Source organism: Streptomyces sp. NPDC056600 (assembly GCF_042792855.1).
Classification (GTDB): domain Bacteria; phylum Actinomycetota; class Actinomycetes; order Streptomycetales; family Streptomycetaceae; genus Streptomyces.
Map to the genome: position 1 here is coordinate 44,969 of NZ_JBHTVQ010000034.1, position 19,709 is coordinate 64,677.

At 73.1% G+C, this 19,709-nt stretch carries 13 protein-coding genes, 1 pseudogene and 1 riboswitch; of the genes and pseudogenes, 8 read left to right on the plus strand and 6 right to left on the minus strand.

All coding sequences use genetic code 11. The annotated features are described in order from the left end of the window. Positions 1-8 precede the first annotated feature (8 nt). Positions 9-137, minus strand: a riboswitch (cobalamin riboswitch). Positions 138-272: 135 nt separating this feature from the next. Then, positions 273-1,670: a condensation domain-containing protein gene (locus ACFRAV_RS18415; protein ID WP_382556756.1), complete on the minus strand. Its 1,398-nt coding sequence runs from the start codon at positions 1,668-1,670 to the stop codon at positions 273-275. 383 nt (positions 1,671-2,053) lie between these two features. On the opposite strand from ACFRAV_RS18415, the pseudogene ACFRAV_RS18420 reads away from it, so the two are divergent. Continuing rightward, positions 2,054-3,106, plus strand: a pseudogene (locus tag ACFRAV_RS18420) (shikimate kinase); the annotation flags it as partial. Between the two features lie 205 nt (positions 3,107-3,311). Here the strand turns inward: ACFRAV_RS18420 and ACFRAV_RS18425 are convergent. Both ACFRAV_RS18425 and ACFRAV_RS18430 read right to left on the minus strand, forming a co-directional pair. Continuing rightward, complete coding sequence (locus ACFRAV_RS18425) at positions 3,312-3,614, minus strand: DUF3618 domain-containing protein (protein WP_382556759.1); 303 nt, start codon at positions 3,612-3,614, stop codon at positions 3,312-3,314. Beyond that, the gene (locus tag ACFRAV_RS18430) at positions 3,611-3,982 is read right to left on the minus strand and encodes a phage holin family protein (RefSeq protein ID WP_382556808.1); all 372 of its coding nucleotides are present in this window, start codon (positions 3,980-3,982) and stop codon (positions 3,611-3,613) included. The genes ACFRAV_RS18425 and ACFRAV_RS18430 overlap by 4 nt, the downstream gene beginning before the upstream one ends. A 341-nt stretch (positions 3,983-4,323) precedes the next feature. Here ACFRAV_RS18430 and ACFRAV_RS18435 point away from each other — a divergent pair, with 341 nt between their 5' ends. Continuing rightward, positions 4,324-6,729 (plus strand): ATP-binding cassette domain-containing protein, encoded by a 2,406-nt coding sequence (locus ACFRAV_RS18435; RefSeq protein WP_382556761.1) that lies wholly within the window; start codon positions 4,324-4,326, stop codon positions 6,727-6,729. Between the two features lie 28 nt (positions 6,730-6,757). Here ACFRAV_RS18435 and ACFRAV_RS18440 read toward each other — a convergent pair whose 3' ends face one another. Continuing rightward, positions 6,758-7,384: a CGNR zinc finger domain-containing protein gene (locus ACFRAV_RS18440; RefSeq protein WP_382556809.1), complete on the minus strand. Its 627-nt coding sequence runs from the start codon at positions 7,382-7,384 to the stop codon at positions 6,758-6,760. A gap of 157 nt (positions 7,385-7,541) precedes the next feature. On the opposite strand from ACFRAV_RS18440, the gene ACFRAV_RS18445 reads away from it, so the two are divergent. The 5 genes from ACFRAV_RS18445 (at position 7,542) to ACFRAV_RS18465 (ending at position 14,863) form a co-directional block, all read left to right on the plus strand. Beyond that, positions 7,542-8,285: a metallophosphoesterase gene (locus ACFRAV_RS18445; RefSeq protein ID WP_382556763.1), complete on the plus strand. Its 744-nt coding sequence runs from the start codon at positions 7,542-7,544 to the stop codon at positions 8,283-8,285. 200 nt (positions 8,286-8,485) lie between these two features. After that, entirely contained in the window at positions 8,486-10,987 is a 2,502-nt protein-coding gene (locus ACFRAV_RS18450; protein WP_382556766.1) for a GMC oxidoreductase, read from the plus strand. Further along, positions 10,984-12,846: a hypothetical protein gene (locus ACFRAV_RS18455; RefSeq protein ID WP_382556767.1), complete on the plus strand. Its 1,863-nt coding sequence runs from the start codon at positions 10,984-10,986 to the stop codon at positions 12,844-12,846. The genes ACFRAV_RS18450 and ACFRAV_RS18455 overlap by 4 nt, the downstream gene beginning before the upstream one ends. Further along, positions 12,843-13,916 (plus strand): esterase/lipase family protein, encoded by a 1,074-nt coding sequence (locus tag ACFRAV_RS18460; RefSeq protein ID WP_382556770.1) that lies wholly within the window; start codon positions 12,843-12,845, stop codon positions 13,914-13,916. The genes ACFRAV_RS18455 and ACFRAV_RS18460 overlap by 4 nt, the downstream gene beginning before the upstream one ends. Continuing rightward, positions 13,913-14,863 carry an acetoacetate decarboxylase family protein gene (locus tag ACFRAV_RS18465; protein WP_382556773.1) on the plus strand — a complete coding sequence of 317 codons (951 nt, stop codon included), beginning with the start codon at positions 13,913-13,915 and terminating at the stop codon, positions 14,861-14,863. The genes ACFRAV_RS18460 and ACFRAV_RS18465 overlap by 4 nt, the downstream gene beginning before the upstream one ends. Positions 14,864-14,879: 16 nt before the next feature. Here ACFRAV_RS18465 and ACFRAV_RS18470 read toward each other — a convergent pair whose 3' ends face one another. After that, the gene (locus ACFRAV_RS18470; protein ID WP_382556774.1) at positions 14,880-16,343 is read right to left on the minus strand and encodes a Yip1 family protein; all 1,464 of its coding nucleotides are present in this window, start codon (positions 16,341-16,343) and stop codon (positions 14,880-14,882) included. Positions 16,344-16,424: 81 nt separating this feature from the next. Beyond that, the gene (locus ACFRAV_RS18475) at positions 16,425-17,594 is read right to left on the minus strand and encodes a hypothetical protein (RefSeq protein ID WP_382556776.1); all 1,170 of its coding nucleotides are present in this window, start codon (positions 17,592-17,594) and stop codon (positions 16,425-16,427) included. Between the two features lie 611 nt (positions 17,595-18,205). On the opposite strand from ACFRAV_RS18475, the gene ACFRAV_RS18480 reads away from it, so the two are divergent. Continuing rightward, complete coding sequence (locus ACFRAV_RS18480) at positions 18,206-19,567, plus strand: MFS transporter (RefSeq protein WP_382556779.1); 1,362 nt, start codon at positions 18,206-18,208, stop codon at positions 19,565-19,567. Positions 19,568-19,709 lie beyond the last annotated feature (142 nt).

A 19,709-nucleotide genomic window follows, 5' to 3' on the forward strand; every position in this document is an offset into this window, starting at 1 on the left:
CCCCGTACGACGGTCGGACGACCCGTGGCCAGTGTCTGGCTGCGTCCCCGAACGGGGAACGTCACAGTGGCGGAACCGCCCCGGAATCGCACCGGGTTCCTGCACCACGGGAAGTGGCCCTCACCCTATCCGGGTGACCGCCCGCCGCGCACCAGGGCCCCTGCCCGCCGCGCACCAGGACCTCTGCCCGCTGCGGGTCAGGGCCCTCCGCCTCGGCGCCCGCGGCCCCAGCCGCCCGCCCCACGCCCTCGCCCGCCCCACGCGCCGCGCCCCTACGCGCTGCCCGTTCGCGCCACCCGCGAGACGGTCTCGCGCAGCCCCTCCAGGTACCACTCCATGCTCCGCAGTGCCGGCCCGGTGTCCGGGTACCGCGCGGCGAACTGCAGCCCCTCGTGCACGCGGCTCACCCACACGCACACCTGGTCCCCGTACGACACCCGCAGCAGCCCGTACGCGTGCAGCTCGTCCCACCTCTCCGAGCCCGGCACCCCACGCCCGTCGACGAACGACACGATCGAGTACAGGTCGGGGGAACGCGGCCGGAACTCCGCGCCCAGCAGCCGCAGCACCCGGGCGATCGGCATCCGCGCCAGCCTCCGGTTCCCCCGCAGCGCGGCCCGCACCCGCCGCAGCGCCTCCTCGAACCCCGCCCCGTCGGAGAGGTCGACCTCGATGGGCACCCCGCCCACGTACCAGCCCACCGAGTCCTGCCACCGCGACTGCGCCCGGGTGTGGAAGGGCACCACCGTCCGGTACACCGACGTGCCCGAGATCTCCCGCATCAGCACCGCCGTCGCGGCCAGCACGCCCACCAGGCTTCCGCCGAACGGGCGGCAGTACGCCTCGAACGCCGCCGCGTCCTCCGCCCCCACCAGCGTGTCCTGCAGCAGCTTCTGCGTCGGGAGCTTGCCCTCCACGGCGTCCAGACCGAGGTCCACCGGGAAGTTGGGCAACTGCCCGTCGCACCGCGAGACGAACTCGCGCCACCGCGCCACGATCTCGTGACCGTCGTCGACCCGGTCCGCGTCCGCCCGCTCGGCCTCGCAGAAGTCCACGTAGCTGCCCGCCGGAGGCTGTGCCACCGCCCGGCCCTCGACGGCCGCGGCGTAGAACTCGTGGACCTCGGCCGGGATCCGGTGCAGGGAGTAGGCGTCCACGTTGCTGTGGTCGAAGGCCATGTACACACTGGTGCAGTCCGCCCGGACCACCGCCGCGTAGAGGAAGTTCGGCCAGTCCAGGGCGTCCGCGGCGACGTCGAACCGGTCCTGCAGGTGGGCGACGAGCCGCTGCGCGTCGTCGAAGGCGCCCACCACCTCGCGGTGCAGTCGCACCGCCCCGGCCCCGAGGGTGAACCGCCGCATCACGCCCTGGTCCCAGCGGAACCCGCTGCGCAGCGTCTCGTGCCGCAACGTCCAGTCGTACAAGGCCCGTTGCAGCGCCTCCAGGTCGACCGTGCCGGGGATGTCGAACGCCGCGCCGACCCAGGTCGGCACGAACAGGCCGTCCTCCCGCACCGACCGCGCCGTCCTGATGTGCGACTCCTGCACGTAGGCGGGCGGCCGGGAGTCCTCCGGCAGGCCGGCGGCCGCCTCGACGGTGTCCGGACTGAGCGTCCACTCGACGAGCAGTCCGGGGCGCACGTCGCACCGCTGAATGTCGGTCACTCGCACCGGGGCGTTTCCCTTCGTAGGGGGCGGAGAAGGCGGAACCTCGCGTCGGCCCGTTCACCGGCCCGGCTCCCGACGGCGAACACGAGCCCTCGTCCCCGCCGACCACCTCCGAAGCCTCGTCCGCCCGGGCTTCTTCGACGCATGCCCAACGAGGCGGCCGAGAGCGAGGAAACGGGTCGAGCCGCGGACGCGACCGCGGCCCGCGGTCGCGAGTGTGTTCCCGGCGCCCCCAAAACCCCGTCCGGCGTGGGAAGTTCGCCGCGGGCTCCCGCCGGACCGACGACCCGGGAGTCACCACTTGTCCACCTCCTCCGACCGCTTCCTGCACCTTGTTCGGGGCGACCGTGATCGACCTCGACCCGGCCATGGCGCAGTCGGAGACGATGCGATGCCCACGCAGCCCCGGACGGGTCGACAGCTCGAACGTCTCCGACCGGTGCGGCTGGTGCGCAGAGCTCTTCGGCGCCGACTCCAGCGCGCCGGTGACCACTGCGGCGACCTGCGCATCGGTCACCGTTCGGGGGCCCGACGACCGCCCACCGGCACAGGTGTGTTCCCGGAGCACCTCCCCTTCCCGCGCCCCGAGCGGCCAGTGTGGTGGCGAGGCCGTTGACGTCGGAGAGCGGAGGAAGACCGTGAACGCGCAAGTCGTCGCCAGCCACCGGACGCGCGCAGACGTCCACCTGGTCGGCCATGGGCGCGACGACTTGGGTGCGGTGCTCTTCTCGTCGTTGCGCCGCAGTGATCAGAGGCTGAGGGCCCGGCAGTATCTGGGCGGCCTGCTGGCGGCCCAGGGGCGCAAGTCGATCCGCAACATCGCCACTCTCACCGGCGGGGCTGCGGTGGAACAGAGCCTGCACCACTTCATCAGCAGCTCCACCTGGGACTGGTCGCCCATCCGTGCGGCACTCGTCGAGCAGGCCGAGCAGGTTCTTGCGCCGCGGGCCTGGGTGGTGCGGCCGCTGTTCATCCCCAAGGCCGGAGACCACTCGGTGGGGGTGGAGCGACAACTCGTCCCGGAGCTCGGGCAGGAGGCCAACGGACAGCTGGCCTTCGGCACCTGGGCGGGCCGCGCGATCTCGGAGATCTTCGTCGACGACGGCGAGGAGCACTTCCGGGCCCTGGAGAAGGCGGCCGTCGCCGCCGCGCTCGCCGAGCACGAGGGCGTCCTCGCCCTCGGCGGCGGCGCGATCCTCGACGCCGACTCGCGGGCCCTGCTGGCCGCGCACCCGGTCGTCTACCTCTCGATGGACGTCGACGAGGCCGTCCGGCGCACCGGGCTGAACGTCGCCCGCCCGCTGCTGACGGTCAACCCGCGCAAGCAGTGGCGTGAGCTGATGGAGGCCCGTCGCCACCTGTACACCGAGGTCGCCCGCGTGGTGGTCGCCACCGACGGGCGCACGCCCGAAGAGGTCGCCGAGGCGGTCCTCGACGCAGGGGCGCGGACGAAGGTTGCCTCCGTCCAGGCGGACGAGGGCCCGGTGCAGGCCGGGCGCCCAGGAGGACAGGCCCGCGCCGGCAGGAGGGTGGCGACCGGAACGGCCTCGGGGGTGCCGGCGTCCACAGCCGCGCCGGCACCCCCGTCTCACGTCGGACTCCGGCCCGACCATGGCCCGGCCGGAGTCCGGCACCCTCTTCCGCTCACCCCTTCGAGCGACGGCGCGCCAGCCACACCAGGACGACCACGCCCGCTGCCGTCAGCAGCAGGGCACGGTGGTCCCGTGCCGCCCGGGCTCCCTGCGCCGCCTTGACCTTCAACTCGCCGGCCTTGGCGGCGGCTTGCCCCTTGACCTCGGCGGCCTTCTCCTGGGCCCGGGACTTGACGTCCGCCTTGGCCGCGAGCGCCTCGACCGTCTTCCCGAGCTCCTGGCGGGTCGCCTCCACATGGTCCCGCAGATCCTCCTCGCCGGCGGCGGTGGACTCGTCGTTCGACGGCTGGGTCATCGCTTCACGCTCTCCTTGATCTCGGCCACGTCGGCCTTCACGCTCCGCACCGTCTCCTCGGGCGTCGGCGGTGCGCCTTCCTTGATCTGCTTCCTGCCGCTCAGGGCCATCGCCGCGGCGATCGCGCCGAGCACCACGGTGACGATCAGCGCGGCGGCCCACACCGGCAGCGGCACCGCCAGGCCGGCGATCACGGTGGCCACCAGCGCCTGCAGCGTCAGGAAGCCGACCACCCCGGCGCCGCCGAACAGTCCGCCGCCCTTGCCGTAGCGCCGCCCCTTCTCCTTCATCTCCGCCTGCGCCAGCTTCATCTCGCCGCGTACCAGCTCCGTCAGCTGCTGCGACGCGCGCTGCACCAACTCGCCCATCGGCTCGTCGGCGCCATGGGCGCCGCTGCGGCCGCCGCCGGCCGGGGGCTGCTGCATGGTCGACACGACGATCACCTCCCGTCCTCGCTCGTCGTCCAGGACGACGGGCGGCGCACCGCCCGTCGCGTGAGCACGCGAATACCCCGAAGGAGCCGATTCAGGGCAGGCCGGGCCGGTACAGGGGAAAGAGCCCGCGTTGTCGGTGCGGGCGTCTAGTGTTGCCGGCGTGGCCGATCTTGGGGTGAAGGCGACCGCGATCCAGCGGAACGCGGACGCCGATCGCCCCTGCGCCGCCGCCGGACCAGCCCTTCCCCCTCTTCCCCGCCACGTTGGAGGACGTCATGAGCGAAGCCGGGACCACGACCACGGACGGCAGACACGCACCCGCCTCGGCCACCCACGACGTGATCCGGGTGCACGGCGCCCGCGTCAACAACCTCCGTGACGTCAGCGTCGACATCCCCAAGCGCCGCCTCACGGTCTTCACCGGCGTCTCCGGCTCCGGCAAGAGCTCCCTGGTGTTCGAGACCGTCGCCGCCGAGTCCCAGCGCCTGATCAACGAGACGTACAGCGCCTTCGTCCAGGGGTTCATGCCGACCCTCGCCCGGCCCGACGTCGACGTCCTCGAAGGTCTGACGACGGCCATCGTCGTCGACCAGGAACGCATCGGCGCCGACCCCCGCTCCACCGTCGGCACCGTCACCGACGTCAACGCCATGCTGCGCATCCTGTTCAGCCGTCTCGGCGACCCTCACATCGGCCCGCCCAACGCCTTCTCGTTCAACACGCCCTCCGTGCGGGCCAGCGGCGCCATCACCGTCGAGCGCGGCAACCAGAAGACCGTCAAGCAGACCTTCTCCCGCGCGGGCGGCATGTGCACGCGCTGCGAGGGACGGGGAGCCGTCTCGGACATCGACCTCTCCCAGCTCTACGACGACAGCAAGTCGATCAGCGAGGGAGCCTTCACCATCCCCGGCTGGAAGTCCGACAGTTGGTGGACCGCCAGGATCTACGCGGCGTCCGGCTTCTTCGACCCCGACAAGCCCATCCGCGACTTCACCGAGCAGGAGATGGAGGACTTCCTCCACCACGAACCCGTCAAGGTCAAGGTGGAGGGCGCCAACCTCACCTACGAAGGGCTCATCCCCAAGCTGCGCAAGTCGATCCTCTCCAAGGACCGCGACGCGATGCAGCCCCACATCCGCGAGTTCGTCGACCGGGCCGTCACCTTCGTCACCTGCCCCGAGTGCGAGGGCACGCGCCTCAACGAGGCGGCCCGCTCCTCCCGCATCCGCGGCCGCAGCATCGCCGACCTCTGCTCCCAGGAGATCGGCGAACTCGCCGCCTGGATCCGCGAACTCGACGAGCCCTCGGTGGCCCCGCTGCTCACCGCCCTGCGCGGCGTCCTCGACTCCTTCGTCGAGATCGGCCTCGGCTACCTCGCCCTGGAGCGTCCCACCGGCAGCCTGTCCGGCGGGGAGGCCCAGCGCGTCAAGATGATCCGCCACCTCGGCTCCAGTCTCACCGACGTCACCTACGTCTTCGACGAGCCCACCGTCGGCCTGCACCCCCACGACATCCGGCGGGTCAACAACCTGCTGCTGCGCCTGCGCGACAAGGGCAACACGGTGCTGGTCGTCGAGCACAAGCCGCAGACGATCGCGATCGCCGACCACGTCGTCGACCTCGGCCCGGGCGCCGGCACCGAGGGCGGCACCGTCTGCTTCGAGGGCACCGTCCAGGGCCTGCGCACCTCGGCCACCGTCACCGGGCGCCACCTGGAGGACCGCACCACCCTCAAGGAGAAGGTGCGCACCCCCACCGGGCAGCTCGAGATCCGCGGCGCGCGCACCCACAACCTCCATGACGTGGACGTCGACATCCCGCTCGGCGTCCTCGTCGTGGTGACCGGGGTCGCCGGCTCCGGCAAGAGCTCACTGGTGCACGGATCCCTGGTGGGCGGCCCGCTCGCCGCAGAGGCGGGCGTGGTCTCCGTCGGCCAGGGCGCGATCCGCGGCTCGCGACGCAGCAACCCGGCCACCTACACGGGGCTGCTGGAGCCGATCCGCAAGGCCTTCGCCAAGGCCAACGGCGTCAAGCCCGCCCTGTTCAGCGCCAACTCCGAGGGCGCCTGCCCGGTCTGCAACGGCGCCGGCGTCATCTACACCGACCTGGCCATGATGGCGGGGGTCTCCACGCCCTGCGAGGACTGCGAGGGCAAGCGCTTCCAGCCGGCCGTCCTCGAGTACCGCCTCGGCGGCCGCGACATCAGCGAGGTCCTCGCGATGCCGGTGTCCCGGGCGCTGGAGTTCTTCGCCGCCGGAGAGGCCCGCACGCCTGCCGCGCACCGCGTCCTCACCCGGCTCGAGGAGGTCGGCCTCGGCTACCTCACCCTGGGCCAGCCCCTGACGACCCTCTCCGGCGGCGAACGCCAGCGCCTGAAGCTCGCCACGCACATGGGCGATCCGGGGGGCGTCTACGTCCTCGACGAACCGACCACCGGCCTCCACCTCGCCGACGTCGGACAACTCCTCACCCTCCTGGACCGGCTGGTGGACTCGGGCAAGTCCGTGGTCGTCGTCGAGCACCACCTCGCGGTGATGGCGCACGCGGACTGGATCGTCGACCTCGGTCCCGGCGCGGGCCGCGAAGGCGGCCGCGTCGTCTTCGAGGGCACCCCCGCCGACCTGGTCGCCTCCGGCGCGACCGTCACCGCCGAGCACCTGGCGGCCTACACCGCCGGATGATCCGCCGCCGGACCGCCCCGCCCGCGTCTCAGGACGGGGCGGGGCCGTCGGGGCCGTCCTGCGCCTCCGTGCGGTGACGCCGGTAGTGGCGGGCCGCCCGGGCGCGGTTCCCGCAGGAGACCTTGCACCACTCCTGCCGGCCGTGGCTCTTCACGAAGTACCGCACGCAGCGCGGCGCCGTGCAGGCCCGCAGCAGTTCGCGCTGCGGCCCGGCCAGGAAACCGATCGCGTCGCGGGCCAGCGCCGCCACCAGCCGCGAGGCGGGGGACTCCTGCGCGGGCAGCACGCGGACGGCCGGCGCGCCCTCCTCGGGCCACTCCAGCCGCGGCGTCACCGCCGCACGCGCGGCGGCCGTGTTCAGCCGGTCCAGCGCCTCGTCGAAGGGCATCGGACGGGCCGAGTCGGCGGGGCTCGGCGGCCCGGGGGCGACCGCCCGCGCGAAGAGGGCCCGGACCGCCCGCCGTACCCCGACGATCTCCTCCCGCAGGGCCTCGTCCGCCACGACCCCGCCCTCCGGCAGGTCCCCGGACAACAGATCCGCGCACCCGTGGAGCCAGCGGGCGGCGCCCGCCACGGTGGCCAGATCGTCCGCGACGCCGCCGTCGCCGTCGTGGCGGATCGTGCTCGCCAGTTCCAGCGCCAGCCACCGCCCCACCAGGGTCCCCTTCCGCCGTTCCGCCGGCCGGTTGCCGACAGCCACGGGCGCACTCTAGTGTCACTAACGGCAAACACGAGCTTTTCCGTTAGTGCGGCAAGCCGGGGCGAGGCGTCCCGGCGACGACCGGCGGCAGGGCCGCCGAAGGAGGCGCGGGATGACGGTGCTGCTGGCACAGATCAGCGACCTACACCTGGACGGCAGCGAGCGGGCCACCCGACGTGCCGAACGCGTGATGGAGCACCTGCGCGCGCTGCCCCGCCCGGTCGACGCGGTGCTGGTCACCGGCGACATCGCCGACCACGGCACGGAGGCGGAGTACGAGGAGGCGGCCCGCATCCTCCAGGCCCCGTTCCCCGTCCTCACCTGCCCCGGCAACCACGACGCGCGGGGGGCCTACCGCAAGGCCCTGCTCGGCGAGGAGCCCGCTCCCGGCCCCGTCAACCGCGTCCACCACGTCGCCGGGGCCGCCGTCCTGATGATCGACGCGACCGTCCCCGGCCGTGACGAAGGCCTGCTCGACGGCGAGACCCTCGAGTGGGCCCACGCCCAGCTCACCGCCCTGCCGGAGGGCGTGCCCGCGCTCCTCGCCTTCCACCAGCCGCCGGTGGACCTCCACCACCCGCTGCCCGACTCCTGCAGGCTCCAGCGACCCCAGGACCTCGCCGCCCTGCTGGAGGCGCACCCCGCCGTGGTCGCCCTCCTCACCGGCCACGCGCACACGGCGGCCGCCTCCACCTTCGCCGGCCGCCCCGTGATCGTCGGCCCGGCCGTCACCTGGACCCTCCGCCTCCCGTGGGAGGGCGACGCGCCCGCCGACCGCGACCAGCCCCCGGGCCTGGCCTTCCACGTGCTGGACGACGACGGACGCCTGACCACGCACTACCGCGTCCTGGTCTGACCGGAGGCCGCCGGGAGGCGGTCGCGCGGCCGGCTCCCGGCGGGCAGCCGATCCGCACCGAACCCGGCCAACCACGGTGCGTGTCCGCCCCGTTGGTCCGCGGCTCCGGTGCGCCGCACGCCCCGCGGCTGCCGTTGCGCCCGCCGTGCGGTGGCACGACGATGGAAGCAGGGGGCCGCAGTCGGACTCCGGGAGATCCGATGGCCAGCCACAACCGTCCCGCCCAGCGCCCGCCCACCGCCACGGAGACGACCGACGCCGTCGTGGTCGGCTCGGGCTTCGGAGGGTCCGTCGCCGCGCACCGCCTGGCCGAGGGCGGGCGGTCGGTGGTGCTGCTGGAGCGGGGCAAGCCGTACCCACCCGGCAGCTTCGCCCGTTCGCCCGCGGCGATGTCCCGCAACTTCTGGGACCCGAGCGAAGGCCTGCACGGCCTGTTCGACCTGTGGTCCTTCCGCGGCCTCGAAGGGGTCGTCTCCAGTGGGCTCGGCGGCGGCTCCCTGATCTACGCGAACGTCCTCCTGCGCAAGGACGAGCACTGGTTCGTCCACGAGTCACCGCTGCCGGGCGGCGGCTACGAGAACTGGCCGCTCGGTCGGCAGGACCTCGACCCTCACTACGACCGCGTCGAGCGGATGCTCGGCGCCACCCCCTACCCCTACACCGACACCCCCAAGACCGTCGCGCTGCACGAGGCCGCGGACGGAGCGGGTCTCCCCGTCTCGCGGCCCCCGCTCGCGGTGACCTTCGCGTCCCGGCCGGGCGCCCCGCCGGTGCCCGGCGCACCGATCGACGAGCCGGACTACGGCAACCTCCACGGCCTGCCCCGGAGCACCTGCCGCCTGAGCGGCGAGTGCGACGTCGGCTGCAACTACGGCTCCAAGAACACCCTGGACCACACCTACCTGTCGGCCGCCCACCATCACGGCGCCGACCTGCGCACCCGCTGCGAGGTGCGCGGCTTCTCGCCCCGGCCGGGCGGCGGCTACGAGGTGCGCTACGTCGTGCACGAGGAGGAGGCGGAAGGCCGGCGGACGCCGACCGACCGGCTTCCCGTCCGCCGGATCGCCTGCCGCACGCTGGTCCTCGCGGCCGGCACCTTCGGCTCCAGCTACCTGCTGCTGCGCAACCGCGCCGCGCTGCCCGGCATCAGCGCCGCACTGGGCACCCGCTTCTGCGGCAACGGCGACCTGCTCGGCCTGCTCCTGCACGCCACCGACGCCCAGGGCGCGCCGCGCAGCCTGCGCGGCAGCACCGGACCGGTCATCACCAGCGCGGTGCGCGTCGGCGACACGCTCGACGGGGAGGGCGGGGCCGAACACGACGGGGCCGAACACGACGGGGCCGACGGCGGAAGCCGCGACCGGCGCGGTTTCTACGTCGAGGACGCGGGCTACCCCGCGTTCGTCGACTGGCTTGCCGAGGCCGCCCAGATGCCCGGGTCCACCCGCCGGATGCTCGCGTTCGCCGCCCACCGGCTGCGGGCACGGCTGAGCCGCAGCCCGCAGAGCAACATCAGCCGCCGGATGTCGACGCTGCTGGGACCGGCCGAGTTCTCCGACGCCTCCCTGCCCCTGCTCGGCATGGGCCGCGACGTGCCGGACGGCCGGATGGGCCTGCGCAACGGTTACCTCGACGTCGACTGGACCACCGCGACGTCACTGCGCTACTTCGAACGCCTGCGGTCGGTCATGAGCGACCTCGGCGCCGAACTGGGGGCGGAGTTCCACGACAACCCGCTGTGGTGGTCGCACCGGGTGATCACCGTCCATCCCCTCGGCGGCGCCCCCATGGGCCGGCACCCCGGCGAGGGCGTCTGCGACTCCTTCGGCGAGGTCTTCGGCTTCCCCGGCCTGTACGTCCTGGACGGCTCGGCGCTGCCCGGCCCGGTCGGCGCCAACCCGTCGCTGACCATCGCCGCCTTCGCCGACCGCGCCTGCGACCGCCTCCTGGAACAGGAAGCCTCCACGCCCCGCCACCCCGACGCCGGCACCCCGACCCCCACGGACCCGCGGGACACCCCCGGGAGCCGGCCGCCCGACGACTCACCCGCCGACCCACCCGCAGGCTCACCCGCCGGTGGGCGGCCCACGGCCCTCTCCTTCACCGAGGAGATGAAGGGCCACGCCGCCCTGGGGGAGCAGGACCCCCTGCGCGGCCGCGAAACGGGCCGACAGCTCCGGCAACGCCTGTCCTTCCGCCTGACCATCACCACCGACGACGTCGACCGCTTCGCCGACGACCCCGCGCACCCCGCCGTCGCCACCGGGCACGTCGACTGCGACGTCCTCGGCGGCCGCCTCCCCGTCGAACGCGGATCGTTCAACCTCTTCACCCGCGGCGACGACCCGGCCGACCGGCGCATGCTCTACCGGCTGGAACTGCGCGACCCCGGCGGCAACCCGGTGACGCTGACCGGTCACAAGGACATCCGGGACGACCCCGGCGCCGACGTCTGGCAGGACACCACCACCCTGTACGTGCGCCTGCTCGCCGGGCACGTCGCCCCGCGGGACGACGCGGACGCGCCCGTCCTCGGAGCGGGCGTCCTCACCATCAGGCCCGACGACTTCGCCCAGCAGCTGACCACCTTCCGCACCGACGGCCCGCACCCCGGACGGGCGCTGCAGCGCTTCGGGCGCCTGTTCCTGGGCGAACTGTGGGACGTGTACGCCCCGTGGCTCGGCCGGGAGGGCCTGCGATGAGGTCCCCCGAACTGCACCGGAGGGCGAAGGAGCTCGCACTGCCCTTCGTCCCCGAGGAACGGGTGCGGTGGCTCGAACCGGGCGAACTGGCCCGCAGCGTCGGCAAGGTCGTACTCGGCGTGACCCTCGCCGGCTACCTGGACAAACGGGAGATCCAGGGAGCCCTGGACGCGCGGCCCCTGCGCGCGCCCCTCGACGACCCGGATGCCACGGAGATGTGGTTCGACTACGCAGCGGACCTCGGCGACGGCTTCGACGCGACCAGTTCCGTCGCCTGGACCCTGGCCGAGGACGACCTGCCCGTGGAGCGTCAGGACGGCGAACCCACGAGGCTGCCGCGAGGCTCGATGCTGGTGCTCGGCGGCGACGAGGTCTACCCGGTGGCCTCGGCGTCGGCGTACGCCAACCGGATGACGGGCCCCTACCGCGCCGCACTGCCCACCGGCCCCGGCCCGCTGATGGTCGCCCTGCCCGGCAACCACGACTGGTACGACGGCCTCACGTCCTTCCTCCGGGTCTTCGCCCAGCAGCGCGACATCGGCGGCTGGCGTACCCGCCAGAACCGCAGCTACTTCGTCGTCCAACTGCCGCAGGGCTGGTGGCTGGCCGGGCTGGACAGCCAGTTCGAGTCCTCCTTCGACGAGCCGCAGCTCCGGTTCTTCGAGACCCACCTGTCCGCACGGCTGGGACCGGGCGACGGCGTCATCGTCTGCTCCGCCGTGCCCGCCTGGGTCAAGTGCGTCGAAGGGGACGCCGACGCCTTCGACGCCCTGCACTGGTTCGACCGCAACGTCGTCCGCACCCGCCTCACCGACCGGGAGAGCGGCGCCCGCACCCCGACCGGCGCCTCGGTGCGACTGTGGCTGACCGGGGACCGCCACCACTACGCCCGCTACGCCGAACACCTCGAGACGGACCCGCCCGGCACCGGCGGGGCGCCTCCCGACCCCCGCCGCCGCCAGATGGTCACCTGCGGACTGGGCGGCGCCTACCTGACGGCCACCCACCGACTCCCCGAACGGCTGGCGCTGCCGCCGCCCGAGGCCCGCCTGCAGGAGAAGGACGACCCGGTGGACTTCCACCTGACGCACCGGACGCACCCGCCGCGAGGGGAGTCCCGCCGCCTGGCCCGCCGCATCGCGCAGCCGTGGAAGCGGTTCTGGGTGACCCGGCGCAACCCCGGCTTCGGACTGCTGACGGGGGGCCTGCACATCGTCCTGTTCCTGCTGGCAGCCCTCCTGTTCGGCCTGTCCCTGGGGACCGGACCCGTCGACGCGGTCCGCGCAGGCGGCTGGGCGGACGTCCTGCGCTTCGCCGGGGCCTTCGCCGGCGTCGCCGCGGCGCTGACGGCCGTGCCCTGGCTGGTCCACCTGGCGCGCCGGCGACGCAAGGGAGGGCTACGGGTACCCGCGCCCGCCAGGCCCCCGAGACCGGCGTCCGCCGTCCTCCTGCAGGCGGGAGTGGCCCTGCTGGCCCTGGTGGCCGCCGTGAGCCTGCCCTTCCCGGCCGGCTGGCCCGGATGGACGGTCCTGCTGCTGTGCCTGCTCCTGGCCGGCGCCGTCGGCGCGTTCGCCGGCTCCGAGGCGTTCGCCCTGTGGCTGCTGTCGGCACGTCACGGCACGGTCTGCGAGTGGCAGATGTCGGGCCAGGGCGTCGAGGACGGCAAGGGCTTCCTGCGGATCCGGATCGCCCCCGACGGCACCCTCACCGTGCACCCCCTCGTCCTCGACGGCGTCTGCCGCGACTGGGAGGTGACGGAGGACCCCGCCGGCGGCGGACGGCCGGTACCCGCCAGGCTGCCGTCCGTGAGCCTGATCGAGGAGCCGATCGTGATCGCCAGGGAGGCGAGGACACCGTGACCGCCACACCGTCGCCCGTGACCCGCCCGTCGCGGCCCACCACCCGCCGGGACCACGTCACCGAGGTGCGCCCGCTGACCGCGCTGGACGGACGGCCGCTCACCCTCGTCCACGTCAGCGGACGCCACCCGCCGACACGCGGCCCCGTCCTCCTGGTCCACGGCGCGGGAGTACGCGCGGAGATCTTCCGCCCACCCACGCCCCGCACCCTGGTGGACGCCCTCATCGACGAGGGCTGGGACGTGTGGCTGCTCAACTGGCGCGCGTCGATCGACTTCGAGCCGACGCCGTGGACCCTGGACGAGGCGGCCGCCTACGACCATCCGGCCGCGGTCGCGCACGTACTGGCCGCGACGGGCGCCGACCGGCTCAAGGCGGTCGTGCACTGCCAGGGCTCGACCTCGTTCATGATGGCCGCCGCCGCGGGGCTGCTGCCCGAGGTGGACACCGTGGTCAGCAACGCGGTCTCGCTGCACCCCGTCATCCCGCGGTTCTCCACCGTCAAGATCGGCCGCCTCGCGCCGGTGATCAGCCGGCTGACGCCGTACATCTCCCCGGCCTGGGGCGACCGGCCCCGCGGCACGGTCCCCTGGCTGGTGGTCCAGGGCGTACGCGCCACCCACCCCGAGTGCCGCAACCGGGTGTGCCGCATGGTGAGCTTCACCTACGGCAGCGGCCGGCCCGCGCTGTGGTCGCACGAGCAGCTCGACGAGGCGACCCACGACTGGATCCGCGGCGAGTTCGCCGAGGTCCCGATGACCTTCTTCGCCCAGATGGCGCGGTGCGTGCGGGCCGGACAGCTGGTGGCGACCGGAGCGGTGAGGGGGCTGCCCCCCTCGTTCGCCGAGGAGGCCCCGCGCACCGACGCGCGCGTCGTCCTCCTGGCGGGCCGGGACAACCGCTGCTTCCTCGCCGACAGCCAGCGGCGGACCTTCGACTTCCTGCGGCGCCACCGCCCAGGCCGCGACAGCCTGCACGTCCTGCCCGGTTACGGGCACCTGGACGTCTTCCTCGGACACCGGGCGGCGTCCGACAGCTTTCCCCTGATCCTCGAGGAGCTGGCACGATGACCGCGCCCAAGGCACTCCCGCCCGTACTGCCGTCCCTGGTCCGCCCGGTCCTGCGCGCCCTGCCGTCCCCCTACCCCCGGCGTCAGCGCCGCCTCGCCGGCCGGCACGCCCTGGTCGACGGCATCCCCTTCCGCATGCCGGTCAACTCCGCGGACTCACCCGTGCTGATGGCCGCCTTCCCCGTCGACCGCGAGGCCGCGGCCCGCCTGCTGCCCGGGTGCGAACTGCACCCCCTGACGCTCCCGGGCGGTCACGGGGTGCTCGTGGTCACCGTGATCGACTACCGCAGCACCGACATCGGACGGTACATCGAGTACTCCCTCGCCCTCGCCTGCACCCACGGCCCCCGCCCGGCGCCCCCGCTGCTGCCCGGGCTGCTGCCCGGCGTCTTCGGCACCGGACAGTACGTGCTCGACCTGCCGGTCAGCAGCGAGGTCTCGGTCAAGGGCGGGAAGGGCATCTGGGGCATGCCCAAGCACCAGGCCCACCTGGACTTCACCGTCGGCGGCTCCACGGTCTCCAGCAGGTACGAGGACGACGGCCGCGCCGGCACGTACATCGAGGTCGAGCGCCCGCCCGCGACAGCCCTGCCGCTGCGTCTGGGCGCGGCCAACTACTGTGCCTTCCGGGGCATGCTGATGAAGTCCTTCGTCTACTTCGAAGGCGACGCGGACGTCGCCCTCGGCCACCGGGCCAGGGCCCGCCTGGTCGTCGGCGACGCGCCCCGCGTCGCCCCGCTCCACGGCCTCGGCATCGGCGAGCAGCCGCTCTTCACCTGCTACCTGCCCTCCAGCCGCGGCGTCCTGGACGACCACTTCGCGTGCTGGTTCCTCACCGACACCCGTCCGGGCCGCACCTGGGGCGAACCCCTCACCAGCGTCACGGACCTCGGCCTCTCCCAGGACTGGCTGGACCCGCCCCGCCTCCCCACCGACGGACCGGCCTGACCGGCGCACCGCGGACTCAGCCGGTCCCCGGACGGCGTAGGAAACCGGACGTGAGCAGCTTCGCGTTGGCGGAGACCATCGCGGTGCCGAACCGGTCCTTCTCCCTCGCCACCTCCGCCTTGTCGATGCTCTCGCCGTAGACGTAGAGGCCCCGCGTGCCGAAGTCGAACGAGGAGATGAAGACACTGGGGCCCCGCCTCGGGCTCCAGATCGCCGTGACGTAGCGCGGCCTGCGCGTCACGTTCACCAGGTTGTTGTTGTGACGCACCCGGCCGTGGTAGACGACGTTCTCCCCGCACTGTTCCGGAGGACAGTAGAACCGCTTGTTGTTCCTGTCCCAGGAGAACACCGGGGAGCTGAACCGGTCGTCGATCCTGCCGCGGTCCTTCCGCATGTAGTTCATCGACACGGTCGCTTCCAGCTCGCCGTAGCCGGCGTCCTTGGGAAGCCTGACCACCTTCTGCGACGAGAACTCCTCGCCCGCGTCGAGCCAGGCGCCGGGGCCGTAGAAATGCCCGGTGCGCAGCACCTCTCTGTCCGTCGCGCGGGCGTAGCGCTCGGCCTCCGGGACGTAACGGAACTTGGTGTCCTCCGCCCAGTTCCGCAGCCCTTCGCCTTCCTCGGAACGGCTGAACTCCGACCCCCACACCGTGTAGTCGTCGTTGACGACGTAGACGGGAATTCCCCCGTCGTTCTTCACGTACAGCGTCAGGGGGACCGCGACATAGCCGGCGTCGGCGTCGGTCTGCGGCCGGCCGAAGGTCGCCTTGAGGACGAAGCGGATCGGTTCCGCGGTGGGCTGGTACATCGTCGAGTAGGCGAGGCTGACGGCCGTCAGGAGCCCGCTGAAGACCACCCCGGCGGCGAACTTCTTCGGCTGTGGCACACCCCTCCACGCCTTCTCCCGGACCAGGAGGACCAGTGCCCACACGGACCAGAGCGACAGCGGCATGAACACCAGCAGATAGGGCGTGTACTCCCGCTCCTCCAGCCACATGAAGATGAGCATCGCGCTGGTGGGCAGGGCGATGAACGCACCGAGCAGGACGAGCGAGCCGGACACCCGCGAACGCCGCCGGCCGAAGTGGTCGAAGACCGCCGCTGCCGCCACGCACTGGACCAGGCCCGCCAGGACGAAGATGGCCCCGACGATTCTCTGCGCGAAGGTCAGCGCCTTCAGGGCGTCCGGCCACCCGATCGCCATGTGCAGTGCGGCGGAGACGAGAAGGCCCAGGAACATCAGTGCCGCGGTGGCCCGCCTGCGCCACGGGCGGTCGGGCCAGATTCCACTGTCCCTGCCGCGCCAGAGCACGGTGGCCGGGTCCTGCATGTCCGTGGAGGGTGGGTAGCCGAGGCGGCCGAGGAGCCGCACCAGCTCGTCGAACGACCAGGCGGTTCCGGCCACCTCGCCGTTGATCACGACCTTGCGGAGGCCGCGGGCGTCCGGCGCCTCGACGATCACCCATGGCTGGATGCCCATGCGACAAGGTTGGGACCCGGGGCGGCGGACCTCAAGGCGGACTACTCCGTCGGTGACCGCCGCCCGGGCCCGGAGGCCTGCTCAGTCCTTCGGGATGTAGGCGGGACAGGACGAGAAGTTCTTGTCGTCCACGCAGACGAACAGCTTGTTCCAGTCGCTCGAGGTGTCGTCGACCCCGGCGGACCGCGGCTCCTTGCAGGCATCGTCCGAGAGGCCCCACAACGACCCTATCGACCAGCCGGCCTGACGCGTCCGTTCCTCGATGGCCGAGACGCACATGTCGGAGGCGTCGTAGCTCTTCACCTGACGGATGACCTGCCGGTAACCCGAGTTCTCGGTCACCCGGTCCGACCGCTCCAGCTCCTTGTCGGCCTCCTCCCGGTCCCCGTCCGTCGCCTGGGGATTCTGCGAGGTCGCCAAGGCCCGCGCCTGGGTGTTCACCTCGCGCGCGACCGCCGTCCTGTCCTGGGACGCCTCGATCCTCGGCTGGTCCGTCGTCCCGGCCACGACGGTGCGGTAGTGCCGCATGGACGTGTCGGCCTCCCGCTGCCTGCCCGAGGCGGCGTTCCCGGCGGCGAGCAGCGCCGTGCACCGGGCCACATTGCCCGCCAGCTGCCGGGAGGCGGTGCTCTCCGCAGCGGGCGCCTGTTCGTTCGTCGCCGTGGTGAGCACCCCGTCCAGGGACCGGAGCCCGTCCGTCAGGGCGCGCCGCTTCTCCGGGGGCGTCGCGGGATCCGCGACGGGGACCAGGGCGGCGTTGATGTCGGTGAGGATCTGGCGATAGATCTTCGCGTCGCCGGGGCTCGTGTTCGGATCGTCGAGGGCCCCGGCGATCTTCGCCACGGCCTGCTTCAGCTCGGCCTTCACCTCCGCGGGCACGTCCAGGTCGTCGATCCGGTCCAGTGCCTGGTCGGTCTTGTCCCGGTCCTCCGCCGTGAGGTCGTCCGGCGACTCGGGGACGTCCGTCCCGGGCTCCGTGTCGGGGGTCTCGGGGGTGTCGGTCTCCGGGGGCCGCGTTCCCGGATCCTGCGTGTCCTGCGGAGGGTCCGGAGTCTGCTGCTCCGGTGTCTGGGGGTCCGTCGGCGGCGGGGGAGGGGTGGGCTCCGCCTCGCCGACCGCCGTCCGCCCGACATCCCAGGGCGCGGCGACCGCGGTGGTCACGCCCGCCGGGAGGGTCAGCGAGGCCGCCAGGCAGGACGCGCCGACAAGACGGGGGATCCTCCTTCGGGTCCTCCGGGAAACTCCGGGCATGGCGACTCCAAAACAGTTCCGAGAGATGCGCTGGGACCGGGCGTGGCCTGTGTTCACCTGTGTTCCTCGTCCGCCCGAGGAGCGTCACCGGAGCCGCGGCTCGACGGTGCGCAGACGTGCCCTGACAACACTCTGCTCCCCGCCGCAGCGGCCTGCAACTCGGCCCGACGGGGGCGACCGCACCGTCCGGCGGCGCCGCCGTCACGCGCCGTCGCCATCACGGTCCGTGTGACAGCAAGGGGCGTTCGCACCCGCAGACCTGCCCGTTCGCGGCGCACCGTGAGGTGCTGCCCTGAGGTGCCTCGCGTGCGCCCTCCCGCCGCACCGGCCGCTCCGCCTCCCACCAGCCGGAAGGCGCGGCGGCTACCGTGTCGCCCGGGTGTTTGCCGAGGTGGGGGCGCACGTTCTCACCACTCGGGGTGATTGTGGTGAGCCCGCGCACGAGCGTCGGACCACCTGATCGTGCGGCCATATGAACCCCGTCGCTCGATGGGGTAGATGTCTGCGCAATCGGAGTCGAGCGACACATGCCGTTCCCTATGGTGAATGGCATATGCACGGACCTCCCTGCGCACCGGGCCAGTCCGACGGGCCGTGCGCAAGGACGCCCCATGGACACTTTCCGCACGGTCCGCAGCTTCCCGCCGACCGTCCGGTTCCTGATGGTGAACCAACTCGGCATCGACATCGGGACCTTCCTGCTGTTCCCCTTCCTTGCCGGACACCTCGGCGGCAGCCTCGGCATGTCCGCGGCGACCGTGGGAGCCGTCCTGGGCACCATCCAGCTGAGCCATCAGGGCCTGGTCGTGCTGGGGGGAACCGCCTCCGACCGGATCGGGGGGCACCGCGTCATCCCGATCGGCTGTCTCCTGCGCCTGTCGGGCTTCGCGCTGTTCGCCGTCGTGGACGACGTCCGCGCGGTGTTCGCCGCCTCCGTCCTCACCGGCGTCGCCGGGGCCATGCTCTATCCGGCCATGCGGACCTGCGCCGCCCAGGCCGCCCCGCCGGACCGCCGGGCCGAGGTCTTCGCCATGCTCAACGTCTTCACCGCCACCGGCGGGCTGATCGGCCTGGCCCTGGGCAGCGCGCTGTGCATGATCGACTTCCGGGCGACGGCGGTCACCGCCGCGGTCGTGCTCGCGGCGATGACGATGCTTCAGCTCTTCATGCTGCCGGCCCACGCCCGCGTCGGCCGGGCCGAGCGGCGGAGCCGCAACTGCTCGATCCTCCGCGGCTGTCTCCACGTCCTGAGCGACCGGCACTTCCTGACCTTCTCCCTCACCATGACGGCCCTGACGGCGCTGGAGAACCAGGTGTACCTGCTGTTCGTGAACGCGGCGCAGCACGTGTCGGGCGCGCCCGCGGCCGCGGCGGTCATACCGATGGTCGGAGCCCTGGCCAGCCTCGCCCTCCAGCTGCGCGTGACGCGCCTGGTACGGGCCAAGGGCGGCCCGGCCGCGTGGATCGCGCCCGGCCTGGCCGTCATGGGGCTGGCCTTCCTGCCCCCGCTGCTGCTCCTGCTCCACGTGCCCGAGAACGACAGCGTGGGACGGCCGGACGTCGTGCTCCTCCTGCTCCCGCTCGCGGCCGGCGCCTTCCTGCTGGCACTCGGTCAGATGGCCACCCAGCCGTCCACGCTCGAGCTGGTCTCGCGGCACGCCGCCGACGGACTGATCGGCACGTACTTCGGGTTCTTCTACGTCATCTCGGGGGTCGCCGCCTCCGGCTGCACCAGTGCGGTCGGCTGGGCGATGGACGTCGGGGAACGCACCGGACAGCTGTGGCTGCCGTGGGCGTGCTGCGTGGTCGTCGGCCTCCTCTCCGCCGGTGGGGCGGCATGGCTCTACCACCTGGGCAGACTCCCGGGCACGGAGAGCCGGATCGACGACGTCCGGCCGCAGCGGGCCAGGCCCCGCCCGGGCGTTCCCTCGCCCCGGCGAGGACGCCGCAGGCGGGCCCGTGTGGGCCGGTGACCGCACCCGGGGCGGCCGGCGCACCACCACCGCCCCGCGCGCACCACCGCACCCCGACCACCCGGTGCACGGCACGGGCCCCACCGGGCCCGCCGCTCCGTGAACGCGCCCGCGCGGACCGCGCCGTGCTGATGCCCCTCAC

Excerpts from the sequence above, each read along its gene's own strand:
- ACFRAV_RS18475 (WP_382556776.1), bottom strand. The coding sequence starts at position 17,594 with ATGCCCGGAGTTTCCCGGAGGACCCGAAGGAGGATCCCCCGTCTTGTC.
- ACFRAV_RS18450 (WP_382556766.1), top strand. The coding sequence starts at position 8,486 with ATGGCCAGCCACAACCGTCCCGCCCAGCGCCCGCCCACCGCCACGGAG.
- ACFRAV_RS18455 (WP_382556767.1), top strand. The coding sequence starts at position 10,984 with ATGAGGTCCCCCGAACTGCACCGGAGGGCGAAGGAGCTCGCACTGCCC.
- ACFRAV_RS18425 (WP_382556759.1), bottom strand. The coding sequence starts at position 3,614 with ATGACCCAGCCGTCGAACGACGAGTCCACCGCCGCCGGCGAGGAGGAT.
- ACFRAV_RS18470 (WP_382556774.1), bottom strand. The coding sequence starts at position 16,343 with ATGGGCATCCAGCCATGGGTGATCGTCGAGGCGCCGGACGCCCGCGGC.
- ACFRAV_RS18480 (WP_382556779.1), top strand. The coding sequence starts at position 18,206 with ATGGACACTTTCCGCACGGTCCGCAGCTTCCCGCCGACCGTCCGGTTC.
- ACFRAV_RS18435 (WP_382556761.1), top strand. The coding sequence starts at position 4,324 with ATGAGCGAAGCCGGGACCACGACCACGGACGGCAGACACGCACCCGCC.
- ACFRAV_RS18430 (WP_382556808.1), bottom strand. The coding sequence starts at position 3,982 with ATGGGCGAGTTGGTGCAGCGCGCGTCGCAGCAGCTGACGGAGCTGGTA.
- ACFRAV_RS18465 (WP_382556773.1), top strand. The coding sequence starts at position 13,913 with ATGACCGCGCCCAAGGCACTCCCGCCCGTACTGCCGTCCCTGGTCCGC.
- ACFRAV_RS18445 (WP_382556763.1), top strand. The coding sequence starts at position 7,542 with ATGACGGTGCTGCTGGCACAGATCAGCGACCTACACCTGGACGGCAGC.